Source organism: Sphingobacterium sp. UT-1RO-CII-1 (genome assembly GCF_026711005.1).
Taxonomy (GTDB): domain Bacteria; phylum Bacteroidota; class Bacteroidia; order Sphingobacteriales; family Sphingobacteriaceae; genus Sphingobacterium.
Genome location: NZ_JAPPVJ010000004.1, coordinates 43,549 through 58,236, shown reverse-complemented (window position 1 = coordinate 58,236; position 14,688 = coordinate 43,549). Strand labels below are relative to the sequence as shown.

The window sequence follows — 14,688 nt, the reverse complement described above, 5'->3', positions numbered from 1 at the left end:
TGCTCTTTAATTTTGGTAAATAATTTAGGATGTGTTGCATAAGCACATCCTTTTTTTGTTGTGTGGCGTAATTGTTTATATCATATTCTTTTAGTTTTTACTGTATATAAATGGTGTTATTCTTTGTTACAAATTGAAAGTCTGCTCCTGAAAACTGTAAAAATTGCAATACTTCTTCAATGCTTTCATCTTGAAAGGTACCACTAACATGAAGGTTAGCCAAGGAAGAATTAGCCACTATTATCTTGATGTTATACCACTTTTCTAATTTGGATATTGCCAATTCAAGAGGCTCTCCATCAAAGGCTAGTTTATTCTCTTTCCAAGCAATTTCGCTAGGCACTGTTTTAAGTTCAGGATGAATAAAATGACTCCTTACAATCTGGCCAACTTCTACTAAATCTTGAGAGTTGTCAGTTGTGATCATTTCTTCCCTTTTACTATCTTCCTTTATTTCTTTACTACGGAATACCTTTAGCTTTTCTCCTGGGGCCAGTATGTGCTTCCCAGTAGAAGCTGTATTATCTTTTACAAATAACTCTATTACCCCCTCAACCAACGAAGTTTCGATGACCTCTTCATCGTCGTAAGCTCTTATATTGAAACTTGTACCAATGACTTTAACAGATGTTTCTCGACTATCTATAGTCATAGGTAATTCTTTATTAGATTCCACGTCAAAATATGCTTCCCCAGATAAAAGAATGGCTCTATTTGTTTTTCCGAAGCCTTTGTTAAAATGTATTGCACTTTCCGAATTAAGCCATACTTTAGTACCATCTGCCATCACGAAGTGGAGCCGTTCAGCTTTACCCGTTTTTACAACTTGGTTAAATTCATCAACGGTTTGGCTATAATTATATAAATAGAATAAAGTGCCCAATAAGATCAGTGCGAGAGCCGCTACTGCTATGCGAGCATAAAGTTTGTCAAAAACAAACCTTCTCCGTTTCGCAATACTTACCTTCTCTTCATGTATTCCTCTACTTAATATAGCAGAGGCTCTCTCCTCTAAATACCTGTCTGAGCTGGAATTTCGGGCTGATGTTGTAAAAGCGTCAAATAAATCACGGTTTTTTTGATTCAGCTCCATGTATTGATGGAGAGTATTTAACTCCTCATCAGTAATATTCTGACTTATATATTTATGAATTAATTCGTAAAAATTATCCTTATCCATGATTTATAATTTGCCTTTCGTATGGATAAGACAATCTCACTACTATAAATCACCAATCAAAAATGGACTTATTTTATAACTCACTATTGATGAGACTATTATTTTTTTCTAATTCTGCTTTTAGCCGCTGTAAAGCTATTTGTATATGTCGATCGACCGTGTGTGTACTTATCTCCATAATTTCAGCTGCTTCCGCATAACTACACAAGTTATCTTTCACCAAAATAAAGGCCATTTTCGTCTTCGGGGGTAGTTTATCGACCAATTGATTAAATTGCTTTATAAACTCTTTAGATATCAATAGATCCTCTGGCGTGCTGGGCACATCATTTAAATGAGGATGACTAAGGTAATACTCATGTGTTTTAGATCGGCTAAGATAGTTTAAGGAACGATTTTTTATAGCCTTAAATAAATAGGTTTTAATATTTTTTATCGATAAAATATCTTTTGGTTCTGTCCATACTTTTAGCATGAGGTCGGCTACGAGGTCCTCCGAACTATTGAAATCATTGGTTATTGACGCTGAGAAGTGAACTAAATCATCATAAAAGTGATAAAACAGCTTCTTGAAAGCAGATTCATCTCGATCATTTGCAATAGCAAGTAATAAAGAAGTGCAATCCATCTTGCTGTTGTTTAGTTTCATTTAAGTTTGAGGATATCGCCTAAAATATTAATAAAAAGTCAATATTATAGTATTGACCAAAATGTAAATATCATAAAACTGGCTTTTGACACTATTTAAAGATTAAAAAACTCTATCAAAACCAAATGAATTAATAGCTACTGTAACAATTATTAAAAACAAAATTCACATAGCTTCTTCGTGGAGTTATTTATACGATTATGACATTGCCACTGAAGGTTAACTTATTTAAACTTATTAGCTCAAAAAATGTTATTACTATAGAAATACTGCAGTGCTGAGATGGTTATGGAGAAAAAAAAACAAAAGAAATTGCTGCTAGCTGGAATATCCATTATTCTGGGAATTACGTTTATGCGCTTTGCTTACTTATTAGTATATTATAATATTAGCGTCCTATTAATAATTTTAGGAGCAATATTGTTTTTAGGTGGAGTAATTTTCTTCGCCAAGACTCTCTTTCATAACAATAAAAGATAGCGGTATACATGTTGCTGTCTAAGGCTCCAGAAAAAGTTTGTATTATTTAATCAACTTACCGACAAATTTAATTATTATATATTAACATTTGACAAAACGATGGCTAGACCTAAAAACAAAGAAGAATTATTAAACCAAAGTGGGAAAAGCTTTATGGAGCTTTTTGATTTTATAGCTGCGATGCCCGACGAAAACATCACTTTTTCAGGAAATACAATGAATCGAAATGTCAGAGATGTTCTTATGCATTTACATCAGTGGCATTTGATGATGTTAGATTGGTATAACGTTGGAATGAAAGGTAGCAAAGCTAACATGCCTGCAAAAGATTACACATGGAAAGATACACCGCAATTAAACAGGAAAATCTGGGAGGACAACCAAAACATCCCTTTAATTGACGCTAAAGAATTATTAAAATCTTCTTATAGAAAGATACAAAATATTATCGAGAAGCACAGTAACGAAGAGCTATTTGAGAAAAAAAGATACAAGTGGACCGGCAGTACATCACTGGGTTCCTATCTTATTTCGGCAACAACAAGCCATTACGATTGGGGCATAAAGCTTATAAAAAAAGCTGCAAAAAATAATTATACCAACTGAGACGCTGTATACGCATCAAATAATCCAATATCGCCAGAATATAAGATATTATCTAAAAAACGATCAAAAAATCCAAACGACTCATCATCTTTGCGTAACACCTGCTCTTTAACAATTAGCCACTCAGAAAAGAAGTAAGGTGTTCCTTGATAAAAATCGTGTTGTTTTATGGCTTCATCTACCATATTGTAAGCCTTTTCTAAGTCGGGCGATTCACCTACAGTATTAATTTTCGTTTTTATCGAATTAATGAAAACAAAAAGCTCTTCTTTACTCATGATCAAACAGTTATTAACTATAAAAAACAAGGGTTTACACACCTACTACACGTGGTATCAGATGTCTAATGCTAAAATTTAAAAATCAAAATTAAGAAACTATCCTTGTCAGGAAAAATTATTTATTAAAGCACAGTTATATAGTTTATAAGACACAATCTACATCTTATTAAAGCGAACTGATCAGTATACCAACAGCCCAATAATAGCAGCAACAAATAAAATAAGTATAGGATGCGTTTTGTACTTAATAGAAATACCGAGTGTCAATAGAAATAAAATAGGACTGTAAAAATCAATAAAGTTTTCAGTATTTGTAAGAGAAAGAACCGCTAAAGCTATTAACGAAACACTAAGAGGTTTAATACCCAACAGAGCATATGTAAAGTATTTATTATTTCTGAATTTCAAAAAGAAATAAGAGATCAAAGAAATCATCAAGAACGAAGGTAAGCACAATGCAATAGTAGCTACCACTGCTCCGAAAACAGCAATAGGAGAAGAATAACCGGCATGTTCTAATGCCGCATATCCTGCATATGTTGCCGTATTGATTCCGATTGGTCCGGGAGTCATTTGCGAAATAGCAACCAAATCGATAAACTCACTATTGCTCATCCAAGCATGTCGATCAACAACCTCTTCTCTAATTAAAGAGAGCATAGCATACCCCCCTCCGAAGCCAAAAGTTCCTATTTTTAAAAACGTGAGAAAAAGTTTCAGAAATATCATTGTCGTTTTCTTCTATTCTTGAATTCATAATAACTGATAGACCCTAAACAGCCGAACAATACAATCCATACCGGAGATATGCCCACATACCACATCAGTAAAAGAGCAAGCAAAGGAAAAAGCAGGGTTTTAATAGTCATTTTATTGATCTTCACGATCGTATAACAAGGCGCAGCAATCAAAGCAACTACAACTGGCCTAAGGGCTTTAAATGCTTTAATAACATAAATATTATCCTGAAACTGATGGAAAAATGTTGCTATTAACAAGATAATAGCAAAGGGGGCTATTATCGTACCTAAAGCGGCAATGATGCCACCTTTTATACCTGATATTTTAAAACCTACTAAAGCGGCAATATTGGTAGCGAAAACTCCGGGTAGAGATTCTGTTATAGCTAACAGTTCGTAAAATTCTTCTAAAGTAAGCCACTCTCGGCTGACAATCTCTTTTTCAATCAAAGGAATAACAGCATAACCGCCCCCAATTGTAAACAAGCCAATCTTTGTGAAAAGGTAAAAAAGTTTTAGCAAAACGAAGTGTTTTTTTGAAGTATCTTATCTAACAAGATACGATTTCGAAAGCTAAAAAACAAGCAAAAAAGCTAAAAAAAGCCCTGTTTTGTAGGTTGGCGACCCTTTACCAAACTGGGCGAAATAAAACGGCAGTTTCCTAAAAAACTGCCGCTAATATCATGATTTTATAGTACGTTGTCTACCTCATCAATCATCATATTCAAAGAATTCAATCCACTTCCGGACAAATACCAAGTTTCAGAATTCAGATAAATGATCTTACCATTCTTGAAGGCATTTGTTCTTTGAATAAGCTTATTTTCAATTTCTTCCTTATTTAAAGGAGTATCACCTATGGCTGCACTCCTGTCAACCACAAATAAAATATCAGGATTAGTTTCAGCTATAAACTCACTAGATGTTTTTGTTCCGTGCAAATGTGTATCTAGGCCTTTAGCAGCTTCCTGAACACCTAAAATATCATGGATAAGACCGAAACGAGAACCGCTACCATAGGCGCTGAAACGGCCTTTGTTATGTAAAACCACAAGAGCCTTAGCGTCAGATTTTGAAGATTTTTCTTTTACCGCATCTGCTTTTGTTTTAAGTGCGTTAAATGCGGCATCGAAATCTTCTTTTTTATCAAAAATCAATCCTAGATTATCTAAATTCTTTTGAAGTGCGCCAAACTGATCTGCTGTGTCCCATTCAGTGATAATCGTTGGAGCTATTTTTGACAGTTGATCATAAGACTCGCGAAGACGACCTCCAATAATAATCAACTGAGGCTGTAATTCATTAACTTTTTCAATATTTGCTTCCACTAAAGTTCCTAAATCAACAACAGATTCATCATCTTTATACTTTGCAAAATATTTAGGTAAGCCCGTTTTTGGAATTCCTACAGGCTTAACGCCGATAGCATCTAAGTTTTCCAGTGCACTAAAGTCCAGAACAATTACCCGCTCTGGATTAACAGGTACTTCGGTTTTACCTAAAGAGTGTTCAATTGTGACCGTTCCTGCCTTCTGCTCGCTGGAATTTGTGTCTTTCTCCTGATTGCCGCCATTACATGCTGTAAAAGCTACTGCAGTCGCTAACGCGAATAAAAAAATTGTTTTTCTCATGTTATGATTTTATATATAGTAGAAATGAAACTTATTCAAGTAGACCTACTTAGGACAACCTTTTATACTAAGTTTCGCATTGTTAATTTCTCCTTGTTGCCCGCACATATCTCCGAAATAATTGCATACTTTTTTACCGTTAAATTCAGTAACAGAAAAGCTGATATCAAAAATATCTTTAAGTATATCTGTACAAATAATATCATCAGTAGCGCCGCTATGTATCACTTCACCTTGTTTTAAAGCAATAATATGATCGGAATAATGTGATGCAAAATTTATGTCATGTAGAACAATTATAACCGTCTTTCCAAGTTCATCAGATAATTTTCGTAAGGTTTTCATAATTTGAACCGAGTGTTTCATATCCAGATTATTCAATGGCTCATCCAGCATAATATAATCCGTGTCTTGTGCAACAACCATAGCTAGATAGGCCCGTTGTTTTTGGCCCCCACTCAACTCGTCAATATAAGCATCGGCTAAGTCTTCTAGATCGAGAAAACGAATAGCCTTATCTACCATAGCTAAATCCTCAGCCTTAAGACGCTTTTCTGAATAAGGAAAACGACCAAAAGAAACCAATTCACGAACTGTCAACCTCAGACCAATATGGTTAAACTGCTTTAAGATAGATAGCTGCTGTGCTAATGCCTTATTCTTATAGTCTAGAATATTTTTGCCATGTAATAATACCTCACCGCCATCCTGTTGCAGGACACGACTCATAATGGACAGTAATGTACTTTTACCGGCACCATTGCTACCAACAAGCGAGGTGATCTTACCAACAGGGAACTGTAAGGTCACGTTATCCAGGACAACCTTTTCACAATATCCTTTTGAAATATGCTTGACCTCGATCATATTTTTTTAACTTTTAATAATAAATAAAGAAAGTAAATCCCCCCCACAAGGTTAATAATAGTGCTAATAGGTGTAGAAAAATTAAATACCCTTTCCATCATAAACTGCCCGCCAATAACAGTAACAACAGAAACCAAACAACAAGCAATAATGATCAGCCCATGGTTTTGAGTTTTAATAAGTTGATAGGTTACATTTGTTACTAGCAAGCCCAAAAAGGCAACTGGGCCAATCAAAGCTGTAGAAATCGATACTAAAACGGCAATAATAATAAGAAAATGCTTTACAGTTCTGTTATAGTTAAGCCCTAAACTGATTGCCTGCTCTCTACCTAAAGCAAGAACATCAAGGTATTTATTCATACGAAAGCCTATAACTAACACAAATACCAAGATAACTACTGCATACCAAAGTAACCCTTCATTGATTTTATTGAAAGATGCAAACATTTTCCCCTGAATAATAAAAAAGTCATTAGGGTCAATAAGTAACTGCATAAATGAGCTTAGAGTATTAAACAAGATCCCTAAAACCAAACCGACTAACAGTAGCAAGTACATATTATTACGCCCTCGCTTATAAATGAGTAGATAAAGCAAAAAAGAGAAACCGATCATACAGGCTACTGAAAGCAAAAAATTATCCAAGTTATTAAGCACACGGAAAGTTGTGTCGCCATAAATGAATATTAAAACAGTTTGCAGCAACATGTAAACCGATTCAAAGCCCATGATAGCAGGAGTTAATATCCTATTGCCAGTAATGGTCTGAAAAGCGACAGAAGAATACGCTACACAGCAGGATACGATAAGCATAGCAACAAGCTTAATTGAACGTAAACGCAATGCAAACTCCCAACTGCTTCCTAGTTTAAAACCTAAGAAAAGGAGAATGGTAACGAAGGCCAGAATAATAAGTAATGTAATTTTTCGTTTATTCTCTCTCATTTTTTACGCAATAAAAGAATAAGAAAAATAACACCTCCCACAATACCCACAACCATACCGATAGGAATTTCAAAAGGAAAAATAACCAACCTCCCGATCATATCACAGACTAATAAAAAAATAGCTCCCCATAGGGCCACGTAATGCAGAGTTTTCTTCACATTATCACCATAGAGCATACTTACAACATTCGGAACAACAAGCCCCAAAAAGGTTATAGCACCTGCAATAATAACCACCGTACTTACCGTAAGGGAGACACAAAAGAGTCCAACGTTCATTACCCCTCTATAATTTAAGCCTAAGCTTTTCGAAAACTCTTCACCCATCCCCACGACCGTAAATTTATTTGCATATAGGTAGGTAATAAAAATAGCAGGAATCCCCACATAAATAAGTTCGTACTGCCCCTGAATAATGCCCGAAAAATCACCTAACATCCAAGCGTTCATATCCTGTACCATGTTATGGTTAATTGCAAAAAAAGTGGAAATAGAATTTATTATACCTCCGAACATAATTCCTACTAAAGGAATAAAAATGACATTTTTAAAACGGATACGCTCAACAATACCTAAGAAGAGTAAACTTCCTAAAAAAGTAAAGCAAAAAGCAAAAATTCCTTTGATAAATAAACTGCTTGCCGGTAAGATAAACATAGCGGCTAGCAAACCTAACTTTGCGGCTTCTAGCGTTCCGGCTGTCGTTGGAGAAACAAATTTATTTTGTGTCATTTGCTGCATAATTAGCCCAGAGACACTTAAACCTATACCAGCCAAAATAAGCGATACAGTGCGTGGAATACGGCTCACCGTAACGATAGATAGTTGCTCTGTATTCCAAGAAGTAATATCACTTAAGGAAACCTCTGCTACCCCAATAAATAATGATAGAATAGAGCAGAATAGTAAAACAAGTATTAATCCAGCTGTTTTCAATAAATTATGTTAAAATTCTTAAATATCATGACGAAGTCTATACGAAGCTCCACCGTTTGTATGTGTAGTCTTTATAATGTAACCAGCCTTTACCAAGATGCCCAGACAATTGTAGACCATAGCTCTGCTGATTTTCTTCTTCGCATTTAACAATATCCATAACTCTTCTGCATTTTCGAAATACTCCATAGCACAGAGCGCATGAACAACTCTTAACCGCTGCTCGCTGAGTTTATTCCCATCAGCGCCTACTGCCCCTAGCAAAAGCTCCATCAGCTTATTATGTTGTTCTGTAATACTCAATCTTATTAGCTCTGTAGTTTGTTATAATTAATACTGTTTAGAACATCAAAAAAATTAGTCGAAGACATATCTCCTGATTACTTGACAAAACCATTACAAATAACAGTCTTAAATTATCCTTATTAAGACTTGTTATAAATAACTTTGCAAAACTAATCCTATATTTATGCTATAGCTTAATAAAAAGGGATGATTATTTAATAGAAACGGATTAAAAATGAAGTTATCAGCAAAGCTAATAGAGTTGGGTAAATACTATATTCAAAAAGAAGTTGATGATACCTACAGAAAAAATGCCAAACTGGACGATAAAGAAATCACCATTAAGGGGAAGGGGATAGATTATATAAAGTATCGTCAGATTACTTCCAGCGGCATGATAATGATCGACGTAAAGATAGCACTGCAACAAACAGTCACAGACCTTTTCAAGATAGAGGGAGAATCGGTGATGATGGAGTTTATGTATAACTCCAATATAGAAGCCAATGTTAACAATTTAGACTGGCAAACGCAGGGTGACGGAAAAATGCATAACATTACATTTTCGAAAAATTACTGCGGAAAGTTTAAAATGACCCCGGATAATCCTATCAGTTTTTTTATTGTAATTTTATCAAAAGACTATTATTTTAATCTCATTCCTAAAGAATATGCTCTTCACAGGGAGTTTGTGAAAAATATTTTTGAACAAAAGACCAGTACTCTTTCAAAAACAATGTTAAATTTCAACCCGGCGTTACATGCTGTGATTAATGATATACGGCAATGTAAACGTACAGGTGAATTAAAAAAACTCTATATAGAGAATAAAATACAAGAGCTCTTGCTACTTCAATTAGAAATAAACCAACAACAACATTTGGTAAGCGAGTTGTCGGGCTTTAATGAGCAGGATCAACAGAAACTGTTAGAAGCAAAAAAGATTTTAGATACTAACTTCACAGCGGCACCCAAACTTGCTGAACTCGCACGGATGACTTACCTTAACGAATTCAAACTCAAAAAGGGGTTTAAAGCATGCTTTGGAACAACGGTAAAACGTTATGTCATTGAACTTAAAATGAAATATGCCGTACAACTACTTAATAAGGAAAAATATACAGTTAGCGAAATAGCCGAACTATGCGGCTATAATGGCATAGTGCAATTCTCTGCTGCATTTAAAACATTTTATGGGCACTCCCCAAAATCAATAGGGCAGCGCAGCTATGGTCATATCACACTAGATGATGGCTTTTCCCAATAATGGTGTTGTACTTAAATTAACATGCTTAATAAAATAGCACCAATATATAAGCCTATCCCATAAATAGCATGAGCATTTAAACTTCTTAATCTAGAAAGGTATGGATTAGGTGTTTTTGCAGCTGCAATACCAAATCCAAATGCAGGCTGCATGATAAACCATGGTGCGACTGTTGTCAATAGCCCAACCAGTAAACAAGGCCAAAATGTTGGTGTATGCACCCATTCTATACCGCAAATCAATATTAAAACAAAAGCAAACGATATGCCTATAACATAATGAGCTAACCAGCCAAGCAGTCTTTCACCTTTTACTTTTTCTGTTTTCAGTATATTATCATGCCTGAAAACACCATCTTTAAAATACCCTAACCAACGCCCCACAATAGCGTAGTCTAATGAAGGAATATTAAAAGCTTTTAAAACCAAAATAGCGTAAATATCCATAAATAAAGTAGCCGTTATCCCTATAAACAAAGCATACCCAATCATTTCAAATAATATATTCATCTTTACTTTTTTTTAAAACTCTTTTATAAACTTGTTTGATGCATACACACATCTTCTGCACAAATTGTGCTTTAATCTTAGTAAACAAAATTACTTTATATGTAGGTTTTATACTCGACACAAATCCGAGAGAAAGCTGGACAAATCACAGATTATGCGATTAACATCAATATTATATAGAAGAAATGGTTTAAAAGCAAACACTAAAAGTTACCTTTACCATAAACAACATGTTTATGAATATTACTCCGTTTCCTATTTTACAGAGCAGCCGCCTAGTATTACGTCCTATTGAACCCAACGATGCCAAGGCACTTTTTGATTATTTCTCGAAAGATGAGGTGACAGAATTCTATGACTTACCGACATTTACTACAATCGGAGAAGCAACCGCTTTGATCGAAAATTGGCAGGAGCGTTATAGCAAGGGAGAGAACATTCGGTGGGCAATAACATTAAAAGATACGCCTGGAGAACTGATGGGAACCTGTGGCTTTCATAACTTTGCTAAAGAACACCGTCGTGCCGAAATAGGTTATGAACTAAACCCTAAATATTGGCGACAAGGTATTATGTTTGAAGCACTAACAATATTATTAGCCTTCGGTTTTAACGAACTCGACCTCCACCGTATTGAAGCATTTATCGACCCTGAAAACATAGCTTCTCGCTACTTGCTGGAAAAATCTGGCTTAAATTCTGAAGGTGTATTACATGGTTATTTTTATGAAAAAGGACGTTTTGTAGATGCTGAAATATATGCACTTCTTCGCTATCACTATGAAGCAGGAAAGGGGCAATAGATTGCAGCTTTAATGTCTGTGGTCTTTACGAAGCTGTAAAGGAGTAAAACCAGTTTGTTTTTTAAAGAAACGATTAAAATAAGAGTCGTCTGTAAAGTGGAGTTTATAAGCGATCATCGCGATCGTATCGTTTGTTTGCAAAAGTCTCGATTTGATCTCCTGAACCAGTTGTTTTTGTATAAAGTGACTTGCTGGCGAACCAGTAACTTCTTTTACAAGATCATTCAAATAATTAGGATGAACATTCAGCATCTCCGCATACTCAATAACCTGTCTCTTCTCGACAAAATATTGATTTACCAAGAATTGAAATTGAGCGACTACCTGATCTTGCCGAGATAACGAGAAGTTTTCTTGAAGAGTTTGCTTATTATAAATGCGTTCTGCTTCCAGTAAAATAATATTGAGAAACATACGAGTTAATAGGTCATCATTAAAGGAAGTCTTATTGCATTTTTCACTATTCAGTTTCCAAAACAAATGCTCCATCATACCCATTTCACGATCAGATAGTAGAATAAAGGGCTCTCGACCAAGCTGAAAAAAAGGAAAATCATTAAGTTTAACCTGATGCTTTATGCACAATAAAAAATAATCTACATCAAACATGCAGTAAATTCCTTTTACATCATCACTCCAACGCTCTACTACATGTAATTGACTTTCTCCAATGAAGTACATCGTATTCGGTTCAAATCTATAGTTTTCATGCCCGATAGTTTCTTCGATTTCCCCTTCTGTGATCAGCACGATACTATAAAATTTTCTACGCGTCTGCTGTCCGCTTATATTTCTCTGTTGTTGTTTGAGGTTTTCCAGCTGTGCAATTTCTAAGAAACCACTCCCACTTTCGTATGAAATTGTCGCACATTCTTCACAAAAAGTGATCGGAGCGTCCTTTAAATAAAAATTCTTAAAATCCTCCTTGTTTTTTAATTCTCTAATATCTTTATTATTCATACGTGCAAAATTTATCGTTGATGATCACTAGGAAACCTATTCTTATACTTTATAACGCATTGAAACATTATAAACACTAAACCCTTCTCTCCTATATAAATCAGCAGCAGATTTATTTTTTCCCAGTACGCTAAGCTCGACATAATCAGCGCCCTTATCTTTAGCCCATACTTTTGCCCGATCAATCAAGGCCTTACCAATTCCTCTTCCTCGCTGCCTTTTATCAACCACAATATCCATTAAATAAGCGACCTTTAATGGAACAAAACAATTGTAAGGCGGACTAACTTGTAATTGCACAATAACAAAACCTACAGCCTTTTGGTCTATCTCGGCAATAAACATTGAAAAATTATCTTTACCTGCAATCACATTCTCCAAAAACAATGTATCCTGTTTTGCAGGCTGCATATAATAAGGCTCATAATCCGCCATATTTTCAAAAAGTACTTTATAAAGACTTTCAATCTCAGAAATATCTGATCCTATAGCATCTCTTATTTGCATACTATCGTTCCCATATTAACTTATAATCTAAAGCTCCTGTATTTTCATCAAACGATTCATCCACAAGACGAAAGCCATTTTTCTTATAAAACCCGACTGCCGGTTTATTTAAAGCATAAACATTCAATGTAAGCTCGTTATGTTTCTCTTTAAGAAAGTTTAAAAGGGCTACACCAACCCCTTTTCCTTGTTCCTGACGCATAACGAAAAATGCAGCTACATGATTATCAATTACAGAAGCGAACGCTATTATTTCATTCGTTGCATTAACGAATACCCAATTAATACTTGCTGGAAGATAAGTTTCCAACATATCCTTCGCACCTTGCTGCCAATAAGTCTCTGCTATAAAATCATGAGCTGCTATAGATGCTTCTAACCAAATATCTACTATTTGCCGATAATCCTCAACCGTTGCTTTTCGTATCATTCTATAATTTTCAACATCTAAAATTGATACCTCCTATTTCTTAAACCATTATTTACAAGATGCAATTTCTGTTGCTAACTGAAATTACATTTAGGTATGTGATAAAGCATTTATTTTTAATCTTTTATTTTCAAAAACAGCTTGTAATCCAGAAGAAACAAAAAGCTGTAAATCATCATCTTTATACACTCTATGCTGCAACCCTTCAGTATTTTTAGGCGTAAACCCAAAAATAACTTCTTGAAATGCCACATCTGCAAACGCACATATAACATCCTCATTTTTAATTTCATATGGAGAGAACACTTCAAATATAGATAATACTTCTTGTTCCACTTGTGCTATTATGACACAATTCAACTCTTCAATGTAATAAATAGATTCTTTATATCCCATCTCGGGATACGCATAGCAATAGAAAAAGGCTAATCCTATACTTTTTGTTTGAAAATCGCTGTTAGCAACAGAAACGTTCACCAATGTGTCGAATAGCTTCAAATCTTCAGGCTTGTCAAGATCTAATTGACGCGGTGTATACTTCTTTTCAAAAGAGGTATTACTTTCTTGTAAAGAATACTCATACTCTGTAACTGCAACAAAACCAAATTGTGGATAAAAATTAAGAACAGTTTCATTGGCAAATAAAAATATGCCATGACTCTTATCTTTAAAGTCATCCATAATTTTTCCCATCAAAAAACGGCTCAGACCTTTCCTTTGATATCCCATATCTGTCATCACTGTACCTAACTGAACAAGTGTTTTCTCATCCTGCGCAAACAAACTGACTGTTGTATGTGAGACTATTTTATCTCCAACAAATAAAGAGTAAATTATACAATTATCATCCCAATAGCCCGACTTATAATAGTTTTCAAAATCAAACTCCCAAAACTCCTCAGTCATACGGTTAAATTCCAATCGTAACTTCTCATCATGCTGATACCCTACGTACAAAATGTAATGATCACCTTGTATATTTATATGCTCTTTTATCATTATCTATTTATTTTATACCATTCTATTGCTTTCTGTTCTTCTTTTTTCAGAAATGTATCTTTTGCAGCATTATAATCATTGCCATCTTTCCATTCTTTCTTTGCTAACAATTCTTTGAGAGATTGATAAGCATTTTTAACTTCAGGATGTACCCTTAAGTAATCTCTAAATGCAATATGCCTTACCCAATCTTCCGACCCTTTTACAAAGACATGAATATGAGCTATACGTAAATCATGATTTTGCAATATATCAGGTACATCTTCTTTCAATTTCACGACAGAAGGTGCTCCTAAATCATCTATTGAGCAATTAAACAGAACGAAAAAACGTCTTTGAGGCATAAACTCATTATACTTTTCATAATACACTATATTCGGCGCTTGAAGTATATTGGATATTTTATCCAGCGCAACCTCATCTTTAACGCCCAACTGTATATCAATAATAGGCTTCGCTGAAAGCCCATCCACAGACGTACTCCCTATATGGTCGATTTGTACATCTTCATCTGCTAAAAGTGCTTTTAAATCGTAAGCAATTGAGGAAAACTGCTCCTGCCATTTTACTGTATAAGGTTGTACTACTAGCTTCATCGGTAGATTTTAT

The 14,688-nt window shown here is 34.7% G+C and carries 19 protein-coding genes; 3 read left to right on the top strand and 16 right to left on the bottom strand.

The genetic code is table 11. From position 1 onward, the window contains the following. Window positions 1–97: 97 nt before the first annotated feature. On the bottom strand, window positions 98–1,180 hold the full coding sequence (locus ORI89_RS10095; protein ID WP_268230353.1) for a FecR family protein: 1,083 nt from the start codon (window positions 1,178–1,180) through the stop codon (window positions 98–100). A gap of 73 nt (window positions 1,181–1,253) precedes the next feature. Next, a complete protein-coding gene (locus ORI89_RS10090) occupies window positions 1,254–1,829 on the bottom strand; it encodes an RNA polymerase sigma factor (RefSeq protein WP_268230352.1) in 576 nt (191 codons plus the stop codon). Between the two features lie 579 nt (window positions 1,830–2,408). On the opposite strand from ORI89_RS10090, the gene ORI89_RS10085 reads away from it, so the two are divergent. After that, entirely contained in the window at window positions 2,409–2,915 is a 507-nt protein-coding gene (locus tag ORI89_RS10085; RefSeq protein ID WP_268230351.1) for a ClbS/DfsB family four-helix bundle protein, read from the top strand. Here the strand turns inward: ORI89_RS10085 and ORI89_RS10080 are convergent. The 8 genes from ORI89_RS10080 to ORI89_RS10045 form a co-directional block, all read right to left on the bottom strand. Further along, window positions 2,903–3,193: a hypothetical protein gene (locus ORI89_RS10080; protein ID WP_268230350.1), complete on the bottom strand. Its 291-nt coding sequence runs from the start codon at window positions 3,191–3,193 to the stop codon at window positions 2,903–2,905. The genes ORI89_RS10085 and ORI89_RS10080 overlap by 13 nt on opposite strands. Before the next feature lie 183 nt (window positions 3,194–3,376). Next, window positions 3,377–3,925 (bottom strand): chromate transporter, encoded by a 549-nt coding sequence (locus ORI89_RS10075; RefSeq protein WP_268230349.1) that lies wholly within the window; start codon window positions 3,923–3,925, stop codon window positions 3,377–3,379. Next, the gene (locus ORI89_RS10070) at window positions 3,922–4,458 is read right to left on the bottom strand and encodes a chromate transporter (RefSeq protein WP_268230348.1); all 537 of its coding nucleotides are present in this window, start codon (window positions 4,456–4,458) and stop codon (window positions 3,922–3,924) included. The genes ORI89_RS10075 and ORI89_RS10070 overlap by 4 nt, the downstream gene beginning before the upstream one ends. A gap of 167 nt (window positions 4,459–4,625) precedes the next feature. Next, window positions 4,626–5,567 (bottom strand): siderophore ABC transporter substrate-binding protein, encoded by a 942-nt coding sequence (locus ORI89_RS10065; RefSeq protein ID WP_268230347.1) that lies wholly within the window; start codon window positions 5,565–5,567, stop codon window positions 4,626–4,628. Between the two features lie 45 nt (window positions 5,568–5,612). After that, a complete protein-coding gene (locus ORI89_RS10060) occupies window positions 5,613–6,434 on the bottom strand; it encodes an iron ABC transporter ATP-binding protein (protein ID WP_268230346.1) in 822 nt (273 codons plus the stop codon). Then, on the bottom strand, window positions 6,431–7,381 hold the full coding sequence (locus ORI89_RS10055; RefSeq protein ID WP_268230345.1) for an iron chelate uptake ABC transporter family permease subunit: 951 nt from the start codon (window positions 7,379–7,381) through the stop codon (window positions 6,431–6,433). Before ORI89_RS10055 ends, ORI89_RS10060 begins: the two co-directional genes overlap by 4 nt. Further along, complete coding sequence (locus ORI89_RS10050) at window positions 7,378–8,319, bottom strand: ABC transporter permease (RefSeq protein ID WP_268230344.1); 942 nt, start codon at window positions 8,317–8,319, stop codon at window positions 7,378–7,380. Before ORI89_RS10050 ends, ORI89_RS10055 begins: the two co-directional genes overlap by 4 nt. Before the next feature lie 18 nt (window positions 8,320–8,337). Next, window positions 8,338–8,622, bottom strand: a complete 285-nt coding sequence (locus ORI89_RS10045) for a transcriptional repressor (protein WP_268230343.1) — start codon at window positions 8,620–8,622, stop codon at window positions 8,338–8,340. Between the two features lie 217 nt (window positions 8,623–8,839). On the opposite strand from ORI89_RS10045, the gene ORI89_RS10040 reads away from it, so the two are divergent. Next, window positions 8,840–9,871 (top strand): helix-turn-helix domain-containing protein, encoded by a 1,032-nt coding sequence (locus tag ORI89_RS10040; RefSeq protein WP_268230342.1) that lies wholly within the window; start codon window positions 8,840–8,842, stop codon window positions 9,869–9,871. A gap of 11 nt (window positions 9,872–9,882) precedes the next feature. Here ORI89_RS10040 and ORI89_RS10035 read toward each other — a convergent pair whose 3' ends face one another. After that, entirely contained in the window at window positions 9,883–10,380 is a 498-nt protein-coding gene (locus ORI89_RS10035) for a DUF2938 domain-containing protein (protein WP_268230341.1), read from the bottom strand. A gap of 236 nt (window positions 10,381–10,616) precedes the next feature. Between ORI89_RS10035 and ORI89_RS10030 the strand changes: the two genes are divergently transcribed. Beyond that, the gene (locus tag ORI89_RS10030) at window positions 10,617–11,183 is read left to right on the top strand and encodes a GNAT family N-acetyltransferase (protein WP_268230340.1); all 567 of its coding nucleotides are present in this window, start codon (window positions 10,617–10,619) and stop codon (window positions 11,181–11,183) included. Between the two features lie 9 nt (window positions 11,184–11,192). Here ORI89_RS10030 and ORI89_RS10025 read toward each other — a convergent pair whose 3' ends face one another. The 5 genes from ORI89_RS10025 to ORI89_RS10005 form a co-directional block, all read right to left on the bottom strand. Beyond that, window positions 11,193–12,143, bottom strand: a complete 951-nt coding sequence (locus tag ORI89_RS10025; protein WP_268230339.1) for a helix-turn-helix domain-containing protein — start codon at window positions 12,141–12,143, stop codon at window positions 11,193–11,195. Between the two features lie 42 nt (window positions 12,144–12,185). Continuing rightward, complete coding sequence (locus ORI89_RS10020) at window positions 12,186–12,650, bottom strand: GNAT family N-acetyltransferase (protein ID WP_268230338.1); 465 nt, start codon at window positions 12,648–12,650, stop codon at window positions 12,186–12,188. 1 nt (window position 12,651) lies between these two features. Continuing rightward, on the bottom strand, window positions 12,652–13,080 hold the full coding sequence (locus ORI89_RS10015; protein WP_268230337.1) for an N-acetyltransferase: 429 nt from the start codon (window positions 13,078–13,080) through the stop codon (window positions 12,652–12,654). Window positions 13,081–13,170: 90 nt separating this feature from the next. Next, a complete protein-coding gene (locus ORI89_RS10010) occupies window positions 13,171–14,079 on the bottom strand; it encodes a GNAT family N-acetyltransferase (RefSeq protein WP_268230336.1) in 909 nt (302 codons plus the stop codon). Further along, window positions 14,079–14,675, bottom strand: a complete 597-nt coding sequence (locus ORI89_RS10005; protein ID WP_268230335.1) for a GrpB family protein — start codon at window positions 14,673–14,675, stop codon at window positions 14,079–14,081. The genes ORI89_RS10010 and ORI89_RS10005 overlap by 1 nt, the downstream gene beginning before the upstream one ends. Window positions 14,676–14,688: the final 13 nt, after the last annotated feature.

Bases quoted from the DNA above. Each gene is read 5' to 3' on its own strand.
- ORI89_RS10095 (WP_268230353.1), bottom strand. From the start codon at position 1,180: ATGGATAAGGATAATTTTTACGAATTAATTCATAAATATATAAGTCAG.
- ORI89_RS10090 (WP_268230352.1), bottom strand. From the start codon at position 1,829: ATGAAACTAAACAACAGCAAGATGGATTGCACTTCTTTATTACTTGCT.
- ORI89_RS10085 (WP_268230351.1), top strand. From the start codon at position 2,409: ATGGCTAGACCTAAAAACAAAGAAGAATTATTAAACCAAAGTGGGAAA.
- ORI89_RS10080 (WP_268230350.1), bottom strand. From the start codon at position 3,193: ATGAGTAAAGAAGAGCTTTTTGTTTTCATTAATTCGATAAAAACGAAA.
- ORI89_RS10075 (WP_268230349.1), bottom strand. From the start codon at position 3,925: ATGATATTTCTGAAACTTTTTCTCACGTTTTTAAAAATAGGAACTTTT.
- ORI89_RS10065 (WP_268230347.1), bottom strand. From the start codon at position 5,567: ATGAGAAAAACAATTTTTTTATTCGCGTTAGCGACTGCAGTAGCTTTT.
- ORI89_RS10060 (WP_268230346.1), bottom strand. From the start codon at position 6,434: ATGATCGAGGTCAAGCATATTTCAAAAGGATATTGTGAAAAGGTTGTC.
- ORI89_RS10055 (WP_268230345.1), bottom strand. From the start codon at position 7,381: ATGAGAGAGAATAAACGAAAAATTACATTACTTATTATTCTGGCCTTC.
- ORI89_RS10040 (WP_268230342.1), top strand. From the start codon at position 8,840: ATGAAGTTATCAGCAAAGCTAATAGAGTTGGGTAAATACTATATTCAA.
- ORI89_RS10035 (WP_268230341.1), bottom strand. From the start codon at position 10,380: ATGAATATATTATTTGAAATGATTGGGTATGCTTTGTTTATAGGGATA.
- ORI89_RS10030 (WP_268230340.1), top strand. From the start codon at position 10,617: ATGAATATTACTCCGTTTCCTATTTTACAGAGCAGCCGCCTAGTATTA.
- ORI89_RS10025 (WP_268230339.1), bottom strand. From the start codon at position 12,143: ATGAATAATAAAGATATTAGAGAATTAAAAAACAAGGAGGATTTTAAG.
- ORI89_RS10020 (WP_268230338.1), bottom strand. From the start codon at position 12,650: ATGCAAATAAGAGATGCTATAGGATCAGATATTTCTGAGATTGAAAGT.
- ORI89_RS10015 (WP_268230337.1), bottom strand. From the start codon at position 13,080: ATGATACGAAAAGCAACGGTTGAGGATTATCGGCAAATAGTAGATATT.
- ORI89_RS10010 (WP_268230336.1), bottom strand. From the start codon at position 14,079: ATGATAAAAGAGCATATAAATATACAAGGTGATCATTACATTTTGTAC.
- ORI89_RS10005 (WP_268230335.1), bottom strand. From the start codon at position 14,675: ATGAAGCTAGTAGTACAACCTTATACAGTAAAATGGCAGGAGCAGTTT.